Raw genomic sequence first — 18,011 nt, 5'->3', positions numbered from 1 at the left:
GAGGCGGCCGACCTACACGTAGCGGTCGCGCAGCTCCCGCTTGACCAGCTTGCCCGTGGGGGTGCGGGGCAGGAAGTCGGTGAAGTCCACCGACGACGGCGCCTTGTAGTGCGCGATCCGCTCCCGCACGAAGTCGATCAGCTCGCGTTCCAGCTCCGGGCCGGTCTCGACGCCCTCCGGGGGCTGGACGACGGCCTTGACCGCCTCGCCCATCTCCTCGTCCGGCACGCCGATCACGGCCACGTCGAGCACCTTCGGGTGCAGCGCCAGCGCGTCCTCGACCTCCTGCGGGTAGATGTTCACCCCACCCGAGATGATCATGAAGGCCTTGCGGTCGGTGAGGTACAGGTAGCCGTCCTCGTCGACGTAGCCGAGGTCGCCGGTGGTGGTCCAGTTCTCGTGCTCGGGGTGCTGCGCCGCGAGGGTCTTGCCCGGGTCGTTGTGGTACTCGAACGGGCGCACGTCGCGCTCGAAGTAGACCGTGCCGACCTCGCCCGGGCCGAGCTCGGTGCCGGCGTCGTCGCAGATCCGGATGGTGCCGAGAACCGCCTGACCGACCGAGCCCGGCCGCTCGAGCCACCGCGGCGTGTCGATGAAGGTCATGCCGATGGCCTCGGTCGCGGAGTAGTACTCGTAGAGGATCGGGCCCCACCAGTCGATCATGGCCTGCTTGACCTCGACCGGGCACGGCGCGGCGGCGTGGATCGCCACCTGCAGCGAGGACACGTCGTAGGAGGCCCGCACGTCCTCCGGCAGCTTGAGCATCCGCACGAACATCGTCGGCACCCACTGCGAGTGCGTGACCGAGTACCGGTCGATCAGCGCGAGCGCCCGCTCGGGATCGAACCGCTCCATGACGACGACGGTGCCGCCCAGTGCCTGCACCGTGGCGGTGAACCGGAGCGGCGCGGCGTGGTAGAGCGGTGCGGGGGACAGGTAGACGGTGTCGGAGTCGAAGCCGTACATCGGGCCGAAGAGATCCACGTAGGTGTCACCCGGCTCGTCGATCTGGCGGTCCGGCAGCGTGGGCTTGATCCCCTTCGGGCGGCCGGTGGTCCCCGACGAGTAGAGCATGTCGGCGCCGCGCGGCTGGTCGGCCGGCGGGTCCGCCGGGACGTCGGCGATCGCGGCGTCGTAGTCGGTGTACGACGTCGCGCCGGGGATCTCGCCGCCGAACGCGAGCCGGACCGGCGCGTCCACGTGGTCCTCGATCGCGGCGGCCAGCCCGGCCACCCCCGCGGACACGACGAGCGCCTTCGCCCCGCAGTCGCGCACGATGTAGGCCGCCTCCGGCGCCGACAGGTGGTGGTTCACCGCGGTGACGTAGAGGCCCGACCGCTGCGCGGCCCAGTACACCTCGTAGAGGCGCGGGGTGTTCTCCGACACGAGCGCGACGACGTCGCCCCGCTGCAGCCCGGCCGCACGCAGGTGGTTCGCGAGCCGCGCCGACCCCGCCTCCAGCTCGGCGTAGGTGAGGGTCTCGCCCGAGCCGCCCATGATCACGGCCGGCTTGTCGGGGGTGGTCGCGGCGTGCGTGCCTGGGTACATCAGGGCCTCTCGTCGTCGGCGGCTCCCGCGTGGCCCCGGCCGGTGGGCCCGGGCGCACGGAATGTCGGGGACGATCCTGCCATCTCCCGATCGCGGAACCGCACGCGCCGATTCGCGACACCCGGATGTGACCGGCCATGTGTCGTCGGGGGCCCGGCTGCGGCTACGCGTGCGCGTTCTGATAGGCGGCGAGAACCGACGACGGGATACGGCCCCGCTCGGAGATCTTCATGCCCTGGGCGACCGCCCATTCGCGCACGGCCCGGTTCGCGGCACGTTCCGACGCGCTCGATCCGCCGGACGGGCCCGGCGCCGCCGGGGCGCCCCGGCGACGACCGCCGACCCGGCGGGCCGCCGCCACGTAAGGTGCGAGGGAATCACGCAGGCGCGCGGCATTCTCGGCGGAAAGGTCGATCTCGTAGGTGCGCCCGTCGACGGCGAACTCGACCTGCTCGTCGGCCTCGGAGCCGTCGAGGTCGTCGACCAGTATGATCGTCGTCTGCTGCGCCACGTCGTCATTCCTTCCGGGGGGAACTCAGCATCCGGGTGGGTGAATCGGCGTCGCCGGCACGCACCCGGTATCCCTCCCGGAACGACCCGGAACCATCCGGCCAACCGTTTTCGGGCAGAACGATAAGGGATGCCGTTGTGCCGTGTCGAACCCGTCGGAGAAAAGGTTCCGGACTCGTGACACGGCGCCCGGCCACAACGGTGGATACGACGTCCGGCGCAGGCATGAATCGCCGGAAAGGCGCAGGCCGGGCCGATTCGGCTGCTCAGCGTTGCGCGGGCCACCACGACTCGGCCGGGACGGCGGCGCGCGCCTCGTCGGCCGTCCGCACCGCGGTGAGGTCGACCCGCTGCCCGGGCCGGGGGAGTGCGAGCACGACGTCCTGGGCGGCCGCGGCCTTGCGGGCGCGCTCGACGGGCTCGTCCCAGGGGTGGAACCCGAGGTTGAACGTGGCCCAGTGGACCGGCAGCATCACCCGCCCGCCGAGGTCACGGTGGGCGGTGACCGCCTGCTCGGGGTCGGCGTGGATGTCCGGCCACAGCTCGGCGTAGGCCCCGACGGGCAGCAGCGTCAGGTCGAACGGGCCGTGCGCGGCCCCGGTACGGGCGTGCACCCGGGTGGGCCCGGTGTCCCCGCCGACGTAGACGGCGTGCTCCGGCCCGGCGACCTTCCAGGCCGCCCACTGGGTGGTGTTACGGCGGATCCCGCGCCCGGAGAAGTGCCGGGTCTCCAGGCAGGTCAGGACCAGCCCGCAGGCGTGGACGACGCCGTCCCAGTCCCGCTCGACGATCCGGTGCGCCGGCACCCCCCAGGCGCGCAGGTGCGCGCCGACACCGAGCGGGCCGACGAACACCGCGGACGTGCTGCGGGCCAGCCGGATGATCGTCGGCCGGTCGAGGTGGTCGTAGTGGTCGTGGCTGAGCAGGACGATCTCGACGTCGCGCAGCGCGGACAGCGGCGCGACCGGCGGGTGCAGCCGGCGCGGCCCGAGGAACGGGACCGGGGAGGCGTACTCGGACCACACCGGGTCGACGAGCACCCGCCGGCCGTCCACCTCCAGCAGGGTGCTCGCGTGCCCCAGCCAGGTCACGGCGAGGCCGGCCGGCACGGCGGGGAGCTCCGGGTGGCCCAGCGGGACCGGGCCGGGCGGGACGCCCTCGGTCGAGCGGCTGCGCAGCATGTTGAGCAGCATCTTGATCGACGCCTTGGCCCGGGGCAGCCCGGGCTCGGTGTTGGCGAAGATGCCGTCGATCGCGTTCGGGGAGGTCGCCGCGAGCCGGCGCAGCTCGCCGTGCCGGGCGCCCATGTTGCGGCGGACGTGCAGGCCGAGGCCGGTGAGGGCGAGGACCGGGGCGAGGGCGGCCGCGGTGCCGGCGGCGCGGGTCGTGCGGGACACGATGTCCACAGTACGAACGCCGACGCGCGGCTCCCACTTACGCTACGGATCGTGACCGAGGTTATGCAGGCGCGGATCGAGACCGAACAGCACGGGAACGTGCTGCTGGTGCGGATGACGCGACCCGAGAAGCGCAACGCGGTGGACGCGGCGATGACGGCGGCCCTGGACGAGGCCCTGAACCGGCTCGACGACGACCCGGACCTCTGGTGCGGGGTGCTCGCCGGCGACGCCGCCGCGTTCAGTGCCGGGACCGACCTGGCCGCCGGTTCCGGCGGCCCGACCCCGCGGGGCGGGAACTACGGCGTCGTCCGGCGGGACCGGCGCCGCCCGCTGATCGCCGCCGTCGAGGGGGTCGCCTACGGCGGCGGGTTCGAGATCGTGCTGGCCTGTGACATGGTCGTCGCCTCGTCGACGGCGCGGTTCGGGCTGCCCGAGGTCGCCCGCGGGCTCGTCGCGAACTGCGGGGCGCTGTTCCGCACGCCGCGACCGCTGCCGCTGAACGTGGCCAAGCAGCTGCTCGTGACCGGCCAGCCGCTCGACGCGGCGCGGGCGCACCAGCTGGGGCTGGTGAACGAGCTGGTCGAGCCCGGCCGGGCCGAGGCCGCCGCCCTGGAGCTCGCGCAGCAGGTGTGCGCGAACTCCCCGCTCGCCGTCTCGGTGTCGCTGCGCGCGCTGGAGCGCGTGGTGTCCGAGCCGGACGAGCGGGGCTGGGCGGCGACCGAGATCGCGTCCGCCGCGATCGACCGGTCGGCGGACCGGGCCGAGGGGATCGCGGCGTTCCTGGAGAAGCGCGCCCCGCACTGGACCGGCCGCTGACCTCGCGGCCGTTCAGGCGTCGGCGGTCGCGGCCTCCAGGTACCCGGCGAACTTCTTCCGGGCCGCCTCGGTGCGGGTGGGGACGTGCTCGGTCGGCACCTCCACCGGTGCGTAGCCGCGCAGGATCCGGCGGGCCACGGACTCCTTGTGCACCTCGTCCGGGCCGTCGTAGATCCGCGCGGCCCGGGCCGCCCGGTACATCTGCTCCAGCGGCAGGTCCCCGGAGAAGCCCAGCGAGCCGTGCACCTGGATCGCCCGGTCGATCACGTCGTGCAGCACCCGCGCGCCCCAGTACTTGATCATCCCGATCTCGACGCGGGCGTTCGAGGCGCCGACCTGGTCCATCGTCCAGGCCGCGTGCAGGGTGAGCAGCCGCGCCGCCTGCATCTCCGCCGCCGACGTCGCGATCATGTCCTGGACCATCTGCTTGTCGGCCAGCCGGGAGCCGCTCGCCGTCCGGCTCACCGCGCGCTCGCACATCATGTCGAAGGCCCGCTGCGACTGGCCGAGCCAGCGCATGGCGTGGTGGATCCGGCCCGGTCCGAGCCGCTGCTGGGCCAGCCGGAAGCCGTCGCCCTCGTTGCCGACGAGGTTCCCGGCCGGCACCCGCACGTCGCGGTAGAACACCTCGGCGTGCCCGCCGTAGATCTCCCCGCCGACCTCGGGGTGGTCCATCACCGGGATGTCCCGCGCGACGTCGACGCCCGGCGTGTCCGTCGGCACGATGATCATCGACGCCCGCTGGTACGGCGGCGCGTCCGGGTCGGTGACCGCCATGACGATCAGGAAGTCCGAGCCGGTGGCGTTCGACGAGAACCACTTGTGACCGTTGATCACGTACTCGTCGCCGTCCCGGACGGCGCGGGTGGTGAGCATCGTCGGGTCCGCGCCGGCGCCCGGCTCGGTCATCGAGAAGCACGACCGCAGCTCGCCGCGCAGCAGCGGGTGCATCCAGCGGTCCTTCTGCTCCTCGGACCCGCCGATGGCCAGCAGCTCGGCGTTGCCCGAGTCGGGCGCCTGGTTCCCGAAGATCCCCGGGGCGTAGCGGCACCGGCCGAGGATCTCGTGCATCAGCCCGAGCGCGACCTGGCCGAACCCGCCGCCACCGAGCTCCGGGGGCAGGTGCGCCGCCCACAGGCCCTGCTCCCGCACCCGTTCCTTGAGCGGGGCGGTGATCCGGGCGAACGTCTCCCGGTCGAGGTCCAGGGTCTCCAGCGGGATGATCTCGTCGCGGACGAACTCGCGCATCCACGCGAGCTTCTTCTCGAAACCCGGGTCGGTGCTGAAGTCCCATGCCATCGTCGAGCCGCCCTCCGTCGCGCGTTCGTTGCCACTGCGAACCTAACCCCTCGTCCGCGCTCGCGCGGCGCACTCCCACGCCGTGCGGTGTGCACCGGACCCGTGCGGGGCGGGGCCGTTGCGCGGGCCGCCGCGCGCGGGGAGGCTGCGACCCATGACCGACGGCGGCGTTCCCCCCAGCCCGCACCCCGCCGGTGTGCCCGCGGACCTGACCTCGCTGTCGTACGAGCCGCTGACGCCGACCGCGTTCCTGGACCGGGCCGCGGCGGCGCACGGCGACCGGATCGCCGTCGTCGACGGGGACCTGCGGTACACCTACACCGAGCTGCACGAGCGGTGCCACGCGCTCGCCGGCGGGCTCGCCGCCATCCACTCCGGGCGGCCGGTGGCCGTGCTGGTCCCGAACACGCACGTCGGGCTGGAGGCCACGTTCGCCGTGCCGTGGTCCGGCGTGCCGCTCGTCGCGATCAACACCCGGCTGTCCGCGGGGGAGATCGCCTACATCCTGGCGCACTCGGGCGCGTCGGTGCTGGTCCACGACCCGGCGTTCGACGAGCTGGTCGCCGACGCCCTCGGCCGGCTGGACGCGCCGCCGCAGGACGTCCGGGTGGGTGACGACTACGAGCGTCTCATCAGCTGGGGCGAGCCGACGGCCGTCACCCCGGACGACGAGCGTGCCCTGCTCTCGATCAACTACACGTCCGGGACGACCGGGAAGCCCAAGGGCGTCATGTACCACCACCGCGGCGCCTACCTGCAGGCCCTGGCGATGGTGGGGCACACCGGGCTGACGCCGTCGTCGGTGCACCTCTGGACGCTGCCCATGTTCCACTGCAACGGCTGGTGCTTCCCGTGGGCGGTGACCGCCGCCGCGGCCACGCACGTGTGCCTGCCGGCGGTCGAGCCGGCGCGGATCTGGGAGCTGATCCGCGACCACGGTGTCACCCACCTCAACGGGGCGCCCACCGTCCTGTCGATGATCGCCCACGCGCCGCAGGCGGCCCCGGTCGCGACGCCGGTGCGCGTGGCGACCGGGGGTGCGCCGCCGAGCCCGGCGATCCTGCGCCGGATGGCCGAGCTCGGGTTCGAGGTCACCCACCTCTACGGGCTCACCGAGACGTTCGGGCCGGCGATGATCTGCGACTGGCGTCCGGAGTGGAACGACCTGGGCGGCGAGGCGCAGGCCCGGATGAAGGCCCGTCAGGGCGTCGGGAACATGATCTCCTGCACGGTCCGGGTGATCACCGAGGACGGTGACGACGTGCCGGCCGACGGCGTCACCACCGGGCAGATCGCGTTGCGCGGCAACAACGTCATGCTGGGCTACCTGGACGACGAGCAGGCCACCCGGGACGCCGTGCCGGACGGCTGGTTCCGGACCGGCGACATCGGCGTCCTGCATCCCGACGGCTACGTCGAGCTCCGCGACCGCTCCAAGGACGTGATCGTCTCGGGTGGCGAGAACATCGCGAGCGTCGAGGTCGAGCAGGCGATCGCCGACCACCCGGCCGTCCTGGAGGTCGCGGTGATCGCCGTCCCGGACGAGCACTGGGGCGAGGTGCCCGCCGCCTACGTCACCCTGCGCGCGGGCGCGACGGCGACCGAGGACGACATCGTCGCGCACGTGCGGGACCGGCTCGCCCGGTTCAAGGCACCGAAGAAGGTGACCTTCACCGAGCTGCCGAAGACCTCCACGGGCAAGATCCAGAAGTTCGTGCTGCGCGCCGAGGCCTGGAAGGGGCAGGAACGCCGGATCAGGTGAGGGCGCTCATCGCCGTCCACTCGTCCCACGGGACGGTCCAGTCGTAGTAGTCGCCGTCCTGCCGGGTGAGCGGCTGCGAGCTGCCGGTCACCTCGACCGGGTCGCCGAACCGCACCGTCGCGAAGAACCGCTTGGCGTCCTTCGTGGACAGGTTGATGCAGCCGTGGCTGACGTTCCGGCTGCCCTGGGCGTACGCCGACGCCGGGTTCGCGTGGATGTACTCGCCGTTGTTGGAGATCCGGACCGCCCAGTACTGCGGCTGGTCGACGTAGCCGTAGGCCTCGTTGGTCATGAGGACCTTCTCGGCCTTGTTCATCACCACGTGCACGCCCGAGCGGGTCACCCGGTTCGGGTCGGACTCCAGGCCGTAGGACGCGTCGTAGCGGGCCACCTCCTTCCCGTTCTCGACGACGGCGATCTGGTGGCTCCGGGTGTCCGCCTTCACGATCCGGCGGGTGCCGACGGTGAACGTGCGGTCGATGTCCTCGGTGACCCAGCCGGCGTCGCCCAGGTCGAGCCCGCGCAGCGCGCCGTGCACCCGGACCCGCGTGCCGGACGGCCAGTACTCCTTCGGCCGGTAGTGCACGCGGGAGCCCTCGGCGTCGTCGGGCAGCCACGCCCAGGCGCCCTCGACCGGCCGCGACGTCTCCACCGTGAGCGCCTTCTCGACGGTGGCCTTCGCCGCGTCGGACAGGTTCGCCGGGAAGCGGATCGCGACCGGGGCGCCGACGCCGACCTCGGCGCCGTCGCGGACGTTCATGCTCGCCTCGATCGTGTCCGCGGGGTCGACGGTGGTGAACGGGTCCGCGGCCAGCGGGCGGCGGGTCCGTTCGTCGAGCACCCAGGTACCGCTCCAGCGGTAGGTGGTGTCGAAGTCCAGCGGGGCGGTCGTGGTCCAGGCCCGGCCGTCGGGGGACGGCGTGCCGGGGACCGGGCCGTCGTCGCCGGTCAGCGTGACCCCCTCCAGCCGGCCGGTGTTGACCTCGACGGTCGCCGGGTCGCCGGGGCTCACCGGCGGGCCGGGCCGCGGGGCCGTCGTCAGGACCGGGGCGACCGGCGGTGGGGCCGGGCGGGGCGTGAACCGGTCGACGGCCCCGGCGAGGTTGCGCGCGATCGTGTCCCCGATGCGGGCGTCGGCGACCGCCGCGGTACCCCCCGCCACCAGGGCGGCCAGCACGACCAGCAGCACGGCCAGCCGGCCGAGCGTGCGGCGGTGCAGCGAGCGGCGTCGCCGGCCGGGCGTGTGCCGGCCGCGCGAGCGCTCCCAGGGCCTCGACATGGTGACGATCATTCCTGGTCGATCACCCACACGGGGACACCGACACGTCACCGTTCGGTCACTGCACTCTGCGTGAGCGGATGCGAGGCTCGGCCCATGAGCTACGACGTCGCCGCCGTCCGCCGCCGGTTCCCGGCGCTGCGTTCCGGGATCGCGCACTTCGACGGCCCCGGCGGATCGCAGGTGCCGGACTCGGTGGCCGGGGCGGTCGCCGGTGCCCTGACCTCACCGCTGGCGAACCGCGGGACGATCACCAGCGGGGAGCGGGCGGCCGACCGGATCGTCCTCGACGCCCGGGCGGCGGTGGCCGACCTGCTCGGCGCCGACCCGCGCGGGATCGTGTTCGGCCGCAGCATGACCGCGCTGACCTTCGACCTCGCCCGCACCCTGGCCGCGACCTGGTCGCCGGGGGACGAGGTCGTCGTCACCCGGCTCGACCACGACGCCAACATCCGGCCGTGGGTGATCGCGGCGGAGGCCGTGGGGGCGACGGTGCGATGGCTGGACTTCGACCCGGACACCACCGAGCTCGGCGACGTCGCCCCGCTGCTGAACGACCGGACCCGCCTGGTCGCGGTGACCGGCGCGTCCAACCTGGTCGGTACCCGCCCGGACCTGTCCTCGATCGCCGCGCAGGTACACGACGCGGGCGCGCTGCTGATGGTCGACGGCGTGCACCTCACCGCGCACGCGCCGGTCGACGTCGCGGAGCTGGGCGCCGACTTCTACGCCTGCTCGCCGTACAAGTTCCTCGGCCCGCACTGCGGGGTGCTCGCCGCCGACCCCGCGCTGCTGGAGACGCTGCACCCGGCGAAGCTGCTGCCGTCCACCGACGCGGTCCCGGAACGGTTCGAGCTCGGCACCCTGCCCTACGAGCTGCTGGCCGGGACCACCGCCGCCGTCGACTTCCTCGCCTCGCTCGCCCACGACGTGGCCGGCGGCCGGCGGGCCCGGTTGCGGGCGGCGCTGGCGGCGGTGCAGGCCCACGAGGAGCCGCTGCGGCACCGGATCGAGTCCCACCTGGCCGGGCTGCCCGGCGTGACCGTCCGGTCCCGGGCCGCGATCCGCACGCCGACCCTGCTGGTGACCGTGGACGGCCGCGACCCGGCCGAGGCCTGCCGGTACCTGGCGGAGCGGCGGATCGCGGCGCCCGCCTCGTCGTTCTACGCCCTGGAGTGCTCGCGGCGGCTCGGGCTCGGCGACACCGGGGCGCTGCGGATCGGGCTGGCCTGCTACACCGACGGCGACGACGTCGACCGGCTGCTGGACGCGATGTCCGGCTTCACCGGCGGGTGAGCAGCTCGGAGGCGTCCGACCGGAACTGCATCGACCGGTACGGCCAGTTCGTCGCGGTGTTCCACTGGCTGACCACCAGGTGCAGGTCGTCCAGCGTCGAGCCGGGGACGACGTAGCCGCCGTAGAGCTGCGCGACCCGCCCGGAGCGGTGGTCCTCGTCGTCCCACCCGCAGCCGTGCAGCAGTGTGGTGCGCGGCGCCCGGTGCAGGTCGGCGTTCGGCGCGTCGAGCAGCATCGCGTCGATGCGGTAGTTGCCGGCGTCGAAGAAGGTGAGGAGGCGGTGCTCGCGACCGTCCGGGCCGGGCACCCGCCGCAGGTTGAGCTCCCCGAACGCGCCCGGGATCGTCAGGGTCGGCGGGTTGCCCCAGCCCCAGCGCTCGCCGGCGAACCCCCACGGCTCCCAGGCGGCCGGGTCGGTGATCCGGTCCGCGGGGACCCGGTGCAGCAGCAGGCCGTCCCGGCGCTGGAAGCCGGTCGTGTAGGCGTAGACGTACCCGTCGTCCTCGAGGTACCAGGTCAGCTGCTGGAAGAGGCCGTCGTGGTGGTCGCCGGGCCAGCGGCAGCCGGTGCGCTGCCAGGTCACGCCGCTGTCGCGGGAGGCGAGCAGCTCGCTCCACAGCACGTTCCCGAGACCCTTGTTGGCCATCACGTGCAGGTACATCGTGTCGCCGAGGGTGATCACGTCGGCGGGCAGGATCGTGCTGACCCGCTGGTGCGGGCGGAGCCAGTTGATCTTCGGTTTGGCGACGAGCCGGCAGGCGTAGTCGGCGGTGTCGCCGCCGGACCCGGTCCAGCGCAGGCCCGACCGGAAACCCTGCGGGTCGGCGAACAGCACCACCGGTGACCGCCAGCCGGGGCCGCCGACCCCGGCCCGGTCGAACGTGTCCCCGAAGACGGCGACCAGGCGCCCGTCCGGGGCGGTCGTGACGATCCCCAGGTCGGTCCCGCCGATCCCGAAGCGGTCGGTGAGGCCCGGGCCGGTCAGGTCGGCGATCTTCGTCGTGACGGCCATGCGGGGGACCCTACGACCGGTAGCGGCCGATCGCGTCCCGGGTGGCGGGCAGCGCGAAGACCTCGGCGAACACGTCGACGCTGGCGTCGACGGCGTCGGCGATGCCCCGGTTGCGCCAGGTCTCGAACAGGCCCTTCTGCGCGGCGAGCACCTCGGGGGTCGGCGCCGCCAGCCGCGCCGCCAGGTCGGCGACGGCGGCGTCGAGCTCGTCCGGGGTGGCGACGAGCCGGTTCACCAGCCGGTCGGCGCCCAGCTCGGGGAGCGGGTACAGGTCGCCGGTGAGGATCACCTCGTACGCCTTCGGCCCCAGGAGCCGGGGAAGCAGGGCGGCGTCGACCACCGACGGGATGCCGAGCTTGACCTCGGGCAGCCCGACCCGCACCCCGGCGTGCGCGACCCGGACGTCGCAGGCCAGCGCCAGCTCGAACGCCGCCCCGATGCAGACGCCGTTGAGCCGGGCGATCGTGGGGACGGGCGCGGTCCGGACCGCCCGCAGGCACTCCGCCAGCCGGGAGATGATCGCCCGCCCGTCCTCCGGTGCGGCCTCGCGGAACACGTCGAGGTGCATCCCGGCGCCGAACGCCCGGTCCCCGGCACCGGTCAGGACGATCACCCGGGTCTCCGCGCCCGCGTCGCGGACCGCGGCGGCGATCGCGTCGGCGTCCTCGAGTCGGAGCGCGTTCGCCTGTTCCGGGCGGTCGAGCGTGATGGTGCGGACGCCGCCGTCGTCGTGGACGCGGGGGAGGCCGGTCGGGCGAACGTCGTCGAGTGGCATGGCGGGAGGATCTCACGGATGATCTCCGTTACTCTTCGCCGACCGTCCGGTCACACGTAGGGGGTAACCGTGTCTCGCAATCCGGCCACAGGATCTGCCCAGCGTCACCGGCTGCCGGTGCGGACGCTGGTCGCGGCGTCGATCGGCAACGCCGTCGAGTGGTACGACTGGACGATCTACGCGACGTTCTCGATCTACTTCGCGACGCAGATCTTCCCGCCGGAGAACGAGGCGCTCGCCCTCATCTCGACGCTGGCCACCTACGCGCTGGCGTTCTTCTTCCGCCCGCTCGGCGGCTTCCTGCTCGGCCGGTTCGCCGACCTGCACGGCCGCCGGACCGCGATGCTGGTGACGATCCTGCTCATGGCGGGCGGCTCGGTCGTCATCGGGCTGCTGCCGACCTTCGCGATGGTCGGCTGGCTCGCGCCGGTGCTGTTGCTGCTGGCCCGGATCGCGCAGGGCATGTCGCTCGGCGGCGAGGTGTCGAACGCGTCGGCCTACCTGGCCGAGATCGCGCCGCCGGAGCGCCGCGGCCGGTACTCGTCGTTCTTCTACATCTCGACCGGTTCGGCGGTGCTGATCGCCTCCGTGCTGGGCTTCGTGCTGGCCGCGACGCTCACCGAGGAGCAGCTGGCGTCCTGGGGCTGGCGGATCCCGTTCCTCATCGGCGGCGCGCTCGGCCTCATCGGGATGTGGATGCGCCGGCAGATGGCCGAGACCGAGCAGTTCGAGGAGAACAAGGACGCCGCCGCCAAGATCAAGAACCCGCTGCTGCTGACCCTGCGCGAGCACCCGAGGGCGGTGGGGCAGCTCGTCGGCTTCACGCTGCTCTCCACGCTCTGCTACTACACCTTCTTCTCCGCGCTCACCCCGTTCGCGACGAAGTCCCGCGGCGCGGACGCGACCGAGGTGTTCCTCGCGCTGTCGATCGCGACGGCGATCTTCGTGCTGCTGCAGTACCCGATGGGCGCCGCGGCCGACCGCTTCGGGCGCAAGCCGCAGCTGCTGATCTGGTCGGCGGCCACGGCGCTGCTGATCGTGCCGCTGTCGTTCCTCATCGGGCCCGGGTTCTGGAACATGCTCGTGGTGTTCACGGTCGGCCTCGGCTTCTACACGATGATGACCTCGATCGCGCCGGCGATCATGAGCGAGCTGTTCCCGACGTCGCTGCGGGGCCTGGGCATCGGGGCCTGGTACAACCTGACCGTCGCCGTGTTCGGCGGCACGGCGCCGCTGGTCGTGCAGTCGCTGCAGCAGGCGGGGCTGGCGATCCTGTTCTTCGTCTACGTCGCCGTCGGGTCGGTGATCGCATTCGTCGCGGTGCTCACGCTGCCGGAGACGAAGGACTCGGTCCTGCGCTGAGCACCCGCCCTCGACCGGACCGCGATCAGCCGAAGCTCATGCACATGACGGTGGCATGTGCGGTCTCCTTGCGCTGGTGGGCGACCACCCGCCCGTCGGCGTCGGTGATCGTGCACTCGACGTAGGTGTCCCCGCGTGACGACATCGTGAACGCCGAGAGGGACGGGCGGGCATCGTCGCCCCAGGCGGAGGTGTCGAAGGCGAGCGTCCACGGAGCGGGGGTCTCCCCGGCGGTGATCCGGTCGCCGGCGGCGTCGGTGTAGATCAGGTGCACCGGGTAGTTGGCGTCGATCGTGTACGTGTACCTGGACGACTTCCCCGCACCGAGGACCGGGAGGGTCGCGGACGACGGCTCGGGCCTCCGGACGGCCGGTGTGGGCGTCGGCGCCGTCGACGGGGTGGGAGGTGCGGTGACTGCGGGGCCTGCGGCTTCGGCCGGCGGGGGCTGGGTGCTCAGGCGACCGAGGAGGAGCCCGGCGACCGCAGCGAGCACGAGCGCCACCGCGCCGGCGCCCACGAGCAGCGGCGTGCGGCTCCGCCGGGGCCGGACCGGTGGGGGAGCAGGGGCGACGGCGGTCGGCGCGGGCCGGGCCGTCACCGGCCGGGTGTGCGTCGGGGCCGACAGGGCGGCGGCCGCCGCCGCGGCGAGCTCGCGAGCGGAACCGAACCGCTCGGCCGGGTCCTTCGCCATGCCCCGCGCGACGACGTCGTCGAGCGCGGCGGGCAGGCCGGGGCGATCCCGCGAGGGCCGCGGCGGCTCCGCGACCAGGTGGGCCTTCATCAGCGACGCGGGACCGGTGCCGTCGAACGGCCGCCGCCCCAGCAGGCACTCGGACAGCACGCAGGCGAGCGAGTAGACGTCCGAGCGCGGGTCGACCGGTCCGGCGTCGAACCGCTCCGGGGCCATGTAGGCCCAGGTCCCGATCGTCATCCCGGTCGCGGTGAGAGCCGGCTCGGTGCCGTGGGCCACGTGGGCGATCCCGAAGTCGACCAGGTACACGAAGTCCGAGGGCGTCAGCAGGATGTTCGACGGTTTGACGTCGCGGTGCAGCACGCCGTGCCCGTGCGCGTCTCCGAGACCTTCGGCGACCTGGCCGACGATCCCGACGGCGCGGGCCGCGGGAAGGGGCCCGTGGGCGAGGGCGGTGTCGAGCCCGATGCCGTGGATGAGCCGCATGTCGATGAACAGCCGGCCGTCGATCTCCCCGAAGTCGTGGATCGGGACGATGTGCGGGCTCTGCAGGCCTGCGGTCGCGCCCGCCTCGCGCCGGAAGCGCTCCCGGAACTCGCGGTCTCCCGCAAGATCGGCACGCAACACCTTCAGCGCGACCGGGCGTGCCCGGCGGGTGTCGACGGCCCGGTGGACCTCTCCCATCCCGCCACGTCCCAGGAGGCCGTCCAGCCGGTAGTCGCCGAGCCGCTCGCCGGTCGTCATCGTCCCCTCACGTTCCGGGCGTCGGTCGCCCGCTCGATGATCGCGCCCCGCAGCCGGACCGTTACCCGGCGCGCGCGGCGGGGCGGAGCGCGGCGCGTCGTCGGTGGTGGCGGGCGGGCGCCGGTCCTGCGCTTGACAGGCGGGCTCCCCGCGCTGCACCGTGTTGCTGTCAGTACCTCGACGTTGCGTATTAGGCAACACACGCGGTCGGATCGATGGTGGCCGCCGACTCACCTCCGTGTGTAGACCCCCCGCATCCCGGGGAGTCGAACGGTGCGCGACGACGGATTCGGACAGCTGCTCGCCCGAGCACTCGGATTCGCACCGCAGGAGATCGGCCATGGCGACCACCACACCCCGCATCGTGATCATCGGCGCCGGCGTCGTCGGCTGCGCGCTGGCCGACGAGCTGACCCGGCGCGGCCACGGGTGCGTGACCGTCCTCGAGAAGGGGCCGCTGTTCCGGACCGGGGGCTCGACCGCCGACGGCCTGCTCTTCCAGGCCTCGGACAGCCGGACGATGAACCGGCTCGCGAGCGCGACCGCCCGCACGTACGCGGCACTGACCGAGAACGGCGTGCCCTGCCTGCGTCGGGTCGGCGGGCTGGAGATCGCGACCACCCCGGAGCGGCTCACCGACCTGCACCGGCGGCACGGCCGGGCGGCGGCGGCCGGCATCGAGTCCCGGATCCTGGGGCCGGCGGAGTGCGCGGGCCTGCACCCCCTGCTCGACCGGGAGGGGATCGCCGGCGGCCTGCACGTCCCCGGCGACGGCACCGTCGAGCCCGTGACCGCCGCCGGGCGGCAGGCCCGCGCGGCCGTCGAGCGGGGCGCGCAGTTCCTCGACCACCGGACCGTCACCGCGATCGAGCAGCAGGGCGGTCGGGTGACCGGCGTCCGGTGCGGGGACGACCGGTTCCCCGCCGACCTGGTGATCTGCTGCGCCGGGCTGTGGGGACCGGTGGTCGGCGACCTCGCCGGCGTCGCGGTCCCGCTGCTGCCGATGACCCACCGGTACGCGCGGACCGGGCCGCTCGGGGTCCTCGAGCTGCTCCACGCGCTCGAGGCCGCGTCCGGGGCCGCCGAGCCGTCGCTGCCGATCCTGCGGCACCCGGAGGCCGGCCTCCACGTCCGCGCGCACGGCCACCGGCTGGGCATCGGCACGCACGCCCATCGCGCCGGTCCGGCGGACCCGCGCGACCTGGACGCGCCCGATCCCGGCTCCGCCCCGCCCGCCGCGCACCCGTTCAGCCCCGACGACATCGCCCCGTCCTGGGCGGCCGCCGCGGCGCTGCTGCCGGTCCTCCGCAACGCCACGATCGCCGACGGCGTCAACGGTCTCGTCGCCGGCACCCCGGACGGCCTGCCGCTGCTCGGCGAGCACCCGGACCTCGCCGGGTTCTGGACCGCCGAGGCCGTCGGGATCGCGCACTCGGCCGGTGTCGCCGAGGCACTCGCCGAGTGGATCACCACCGGGCGTCCGGCGGTCGGCGGGGAGCCGATCGACCTCGCCGCCGCCCACGTCGACCGGTTCGACCCGCCTGCGCCGGCCGCCGCCCGGGCCCGGGACGGTGACGTGGTCCACCGCTCCGGCCGGGTGTCGCCGTTCCACACCCGCCAGGCCGAGCTCCGCGCGATGGTCACCGAGGTGGGCGGCGTCGAGCGTCCGCTGTGGTTCGAGGCGAACGCGTCGCTGCCGGAGGTCTGCGAGATCGGCCGGCGCGAGGGCCGGGCGGCCCGGGACTGGTCGCCGGTGGCCGGTGCCGAAGCCCTGGTCGCGCGCCGTGCGGCCGGGATGTTCGACCTGTCGCCGACGCGGCGGGTCGAGGTCGCCGGGCCGCACGCCGCCGAGTTCCTGCAGCGCCTGGTCACCGGCGACGTCGACCGGCCGGTCGGCGACGTCGTGCCCACCCTGATGCTGGACGCCGACGGCGGTGTCCGCACCGACCTCACCGTCACCCGGCTCGGCGCCGAGCGCTTCCTCGTCGCCGTCGCCGACCGGCTCGACGTCGCCCGGATGCGCCGCTACGGCCGCGCCGGCGTCGAGCTCACCGACGTCACCGCGACGACCGCCTGCCTCGGCCTCCGAGGCCCGCAGGTGCGCGAGATCCTCACCGGGCTGGTCCCCGCGGACCTGCTGGACCTGGCGCCGTGGCGGGCCGCCGAGTTCCACGTCGGCGGGGTGCCGGTCACCGGGCTGCGGGTTGCCGCCGCCGGTGAGCCCGGCTGGGAGCTGGTCTGCGCCGCCGCCGACGCCGAAAGGCTCTGGGACACCGTGCACGCCGCGGGGGCCCGGCACGGGCTCGTCGCCGCCGGGCTGCTCGCGCTCGAGTCGCTGCGCATGGAGGAGGGCCACCTCGCCGCCGGCGTGGACATCACCCCGGAGCACGGCCCGGACGCCACCGGCCTCGGGCACGCCGTCGACATGGGGAAGGGCCCGTTCGTCGGGCGCGCCGCCGTGCACACCGCCCGGCGGACCGGCGTGCCGGCCGAGACCCTCGCGACGCTCGTCCTCGACCACCCCGGGGCCGTGCTGTCCGGTCAGGAACCGGTGTACGACCTCCCGGAGGCCCGCCGGTTCGGCCGCGACCCGGTCCCGGTCGAGGACCTGGAGCCCGGCCCGCCGGGCGTGATCGGCCGGGTCACCCGGGCCGCCACCGGGTACACGACCGGGACGTCGATCGCGCATGCGTGGCTGCCGACCGCGCGGGCGCTGCCCGGCACCCGGGTCGCGGTCGAGCTCGCCGGCCGCCGGCTCACCGCGCAGGTCGTCGCGGGCGCGCTGCGGCCCGCGCCGACGCCGGCGACCGGCTGAGCCCCGCGCGGCGGCGGCAACCGCCGGCCCGGCCGACACCGGTGACCGGCCGTGCCGTCGTCGCGGCGGTAACCTCCGCCGCGCACCACCGCCGTCGGGAGGAAGCCACCGTGTCCGCTGCTGCCGCCACCCTCCACCGCCTCGAACACGGGGCCACGGTCGAGGAGGTGCTGGCGTTCTTCGACGGGTTGCCGGCCGTGACGGTCGAGGAGATGCTCGGCCGGTGGGCCGGCGGCGAGGTCCCCACCGGCCACCCGATGGACGGCCTGCTGGGCCGCTTCGGCTGGCACGGCAAGCGGTTCGACTCGCCCGACGACGTCCACCCGCTGGTCATGGACCGCCCGCGCGGCGGGACGTTCAGCCTCGACCCGGCACTGGTCCCGCTGCCGCTGCTGCTGCACCACCCGGCCGTGCTGCGCCGTCCCGCCCTCGCCCGGGCCGCGCGGGCGCTGGGGCCCGCGCTCGGCACCCGCTCTCCGAAGGCGCGGCTGCGGATGACCGAGCACCGCGGCGTCGTCAGCGCCACCATGTGCTACGACGACCGGCCCATCCACGACGTCTTCCGGAAGGTCGACGACGACACCGTCCTCGGGCTCATGGACCTGCGCGGCCTCGACCGGCCGTTCGCGTTCGTCCTGCGGCGCGAGTGAGCGGACCACCCACCCGGCGGTCGCCTGCCGGACCCGGTTCGCGACGATGGTC

Annotated in this window: 14 protein-coding genes; 6 read left to right on the top strand and 8 right to left on the bottom strand. The window is 74.1% G+C overall.

The window, feature by feature from the left end; all coding sequences use genetic code 11:
- Positions 1-12 precede the first annotated feature (12 nt).
- From H7X46_RS16655 to H7X46_RS16645, 3 genes are all read right to left on the bottom strand, one after another.
- The gene (locus H7X46_RS16655) at positions 13-1,548 is read right to left on the bottom strand and encodes an acyl-CoA synthetase (RefSeq protein WP_186360279.1); all 1,536 of its coding nucleotides are present in this window, start codon (positions 1,546-1,548) and stop codon (positions 13-15) included.
- 163 nt (positions 1,549-1,711) lie between these two features.
- Positions 1,712-2,059, bottom strand: a complete 348-nt coding sequence (locus H7X46_RS16650) for an Lsr2 family protein (RefSeq protein ID WP_186360278.1) — start codon at positions 2,057-2,059, stop codon at positions 1,712-1,714.
- 265 nt (positions 2,060-2,324) lie between these two features.
- Positions 2,325-3,455 (bottom strand): MBL fold metallo-hydrolase, encoded by a 1,131-nt coding sequence (locus H7X46_RS16645; protein WP_370588810.1) that lies wholly within the window; start codon positions 3,453-3,455, stop codon positions 2,325-2,327.
- A gap of 51 nt (positions 3,456-3,506) precedes the next feature.
- On the opposite strand from H7X46_RS16645, the gene H7X46_RS16640 reads away from it, so the two are divergent.
- The gene (locus H7X46_RS16640; RefSeq protein ID WP_370588809.1) at positions 3,507-4,274 is read left to right on the top strand and encodes an enoyl-CoA hydratase-related protein; all 768 of its coding nucleotides are present in this window, start codon (positions 3,507-3,509) and stop codon (positions 4,272-4,274) included.
- Between the two features lie 12 nt (positions 4,275-4,286).
- On the opposite strand, the gene H7X46_RS16635 is transcribed toward H7X46_RS16640, so the two are convergent.
- On the bottom strand, positions 4,287-5,573 hold the full coding sequence (locus tag H7X46_RS16635) for an acyl-CoA dehydrogenase family protein (RefSeq protein WP_186360276.1): 1,287 nt from the start codon (positions 5,571-5,573) through the stop codon (positions 4,287-4,289).
- A gap of 154 nt (positions 5,574-5,727) precedes the next feature.
- Between H7X46_RS16635 and H7X46_RS16630 the strand changes: the two genes are divergently transcribed.
- Positions 5,728-7,335 carry an AMP-binding protein gene (locus H7X46_RS16630; protein ID WP_255426150.1) on the top strand — a complete coding sequence of 536 codons (1,608 nt, stop codon included), beginning with the start codon at positions 5,728-5,730 and terminating at the stop codon, positions 7,333-7,335.
- Here the strand turns inward: H7X46_RS16630 and H7X46_RS16625 are convergent.
- The gene (locus H7X46_RS16625; RefSeq protein WP_186360275.1) at positions 7,328-8,614 is read right to left on the bottom strand and encodes an Ig-like domain-containing protein; all 1,287 of its coding nucleotides are present in this window, start codon (positions 8,612-8,614) and stop codon (positions 7,328-7,330) included. The two genes, H7X46_RS16630 and H7X46_RS16625, sit on opposite strands and share 8 nt — an antisense overlap.
- A 96-nt stretch (positions 8,615-8,710) precedes the next feature.
- Here H7X46_RS16625 and H7X46_RS16620 point away from each other — a divergent pair, with 96 nt between their 5' ends.
- A complete protein-coding gene (locus H7X46_RS16620) occupies positions 8,711-9,910 on the top strand; it encodes a cysteine desulfurase-like protein (RefSeq protein WP_186360274.1) in 1,200 nt (399 codons plus the stop codon).
- On the opposite strand, the gene H7X46_RS16615 is transcribed toward H7X46_RS16620, so the two are convergent.
- The gene (locus tag H7X46_RS16615; protein WP_186360273.1) at positions 9,897-10,922 is read right to left on the bottom strand and encodes a DUF4185 domain-containing protein; all 1,026 of its coding nucleotides are present in this window, start codon (positions 10,920-10,922) and stop codon (positions 9,897-9,899) included. The two genes, H7X46_RS16620 and H7X46_RS16615, sit on opposite strands and share 14 nt — an antisense overlap.
- Positions 10,923-10,932: 10 nt before the next feature.
- Positions 10,933-11,697: an enoyl-CoA hydratase/isomerase family protein gene (locus H7X46_RS16610; RefSeq protein ID WP_186360272.1), complete on the bottom strand. Its 765-nt coding sequence runs from the start codon at positions 11,695-11,697 to the stop codon at positions 10,933-10,935.
- A gap of 69 nt (positions 11,698-11,766) precedes the next feature.
- On the opposite strand from H7X46_RS16610, the gene H7X46_RS16605 reads away from it, so the two are divergent.
- A complete protein-coding gene (locus tag H7X46_RS16605) occupies positions 11,767-13,059 on the top strand; it encodes an MFS transporter (protein WP_186360271.1) in 1,293 nt (430 codons plus the stop codon).
- 25 nt (positions 13,060-13,084) lie between these two features.
- On the opposite strand, the gene H7X46_RS16600 is transcribed toward H7X46_RS16605, so the two are convergent.
- Entirely contained in the window at positions 13,085-14,494 is a 1,410-nt protein-coding gene (locus H7X46_RS16600) for a serine/threonine-protein kinase (protein ID WP_186360270.1), read from the bottom strand.
- A 340-nt stretch (positions 14,495-14,834) separates the two neighbouring features.
- Between H7X46_RS16600 and H7X46_RS16595 the strand changes: the two genes are divergently transcribed.
- Both H7X46_RS16595 and H7X46_RS16590 read left to right on the top strand, forming a co-directional pair.
- Positions 14,835-17,309 (top strand): FAD-dependent oxidoreductase, encoded by a 2,475-nt coding sequence (locus tag H7X46_RS16595; RefSeq protein WP_186360269.1) that lies wholly within the window; start codon positions 14,835-14,837, stop codon positions 17,307-17,309.
- 110 nt (positions 17,310-17,419) lie between these two features.
- Positions 17,420-17,959, top strand: coding sequence for a DUF4334 domain-containing protein (locus H7X46_RS16590; protein ID WP_370588808.1), 540 nt, complete (start codon positions 17,420-17,422; stop codon positions 17,957-17,959).
- Positions 17,960-18,011: the final 52 nt, after the last annotated feature.

Source organism: Pseudonocardia sp. C8, from assembly GCF_014267175.1.
Taxonomy (GTDB): domain Bacteria; phylum Actinomycetota; class Actinomycetes; order Mycobacteriales; family Pseudonocardiaceae; genus Pseudonocardia.
This window is presented reverse-complemented; position numbering and strand designations above follow the sequence as displayed.

Excerpts from the sequence above, each read along its gene's own strand:
- H7X46_RS16630 (WP_255426150.1), top strand. The coding sequence starts at position 5,728 with ATGACCGACGGCGGCGTTCCCCCCAGCCCGCACCCCGCCGGTGTGCCC.
- H7X46_RS16620 (WP_186360274.1), top strand. The coding sequence starts at position 8,711 with ATGAGCTACGACGTCGCCGCCGTCCGCCGCCGGTTCCCGGCGCTGCGT.
- H7X46_RS16655 (WP_186360279.1), bottom strand. The coding sequence starts at position 1,548 with ATGTACCCAGGCACGCACGCCGCGACCACCCCCGACAAGCCGGCCGTG.
- H7X46_RS16625 (WP_186360275.1), bottom strand. The coding sequence starts at position 8,614 with ATGTCGAGGCCCTGGGAGCGCTCGCGCGGCCGGCACACGCCCGGCCGG.
- H7X46_RS16615 (WP_186360273.1), bottom strand. The coding sequence starts at position 10,922 with ATGGCCGTCACGACGAAGATCGCCGACCTGACCGGCCCGGGCCTCACC.
- H7X46_RS16600 (WP_186360270.1), bottom strand. The coding sequence starts at position 14,494 with ATGACGACCGGCGAGCGGCTCGGCGACTACCGGCTGGACGGCCTCCTG.
- H7X46_RS16610 (WP_186360272.1), bottom strand. The coding sequence starts at position 11,697 with ATGCCACTCGACGACGTTCGCCCGACCGGCCTCCCCCGCGTCCACGAC.
- H7X46_RS16595 (WP_186360269.1), top strand. The coding sequence starts at position 14,835 with ATGGCGACCACCACACCCCGCATCGTGATCATCGGCGCCGGCGTCGTC.
- H7X46_RS16635 (WP_186360276.1), bottom strand. The coding sequence starts at position 5,573 with ATGGCATGGGACTTCAGCACCGACCCGGGTTTCGAGAAGAAGCTCGCG.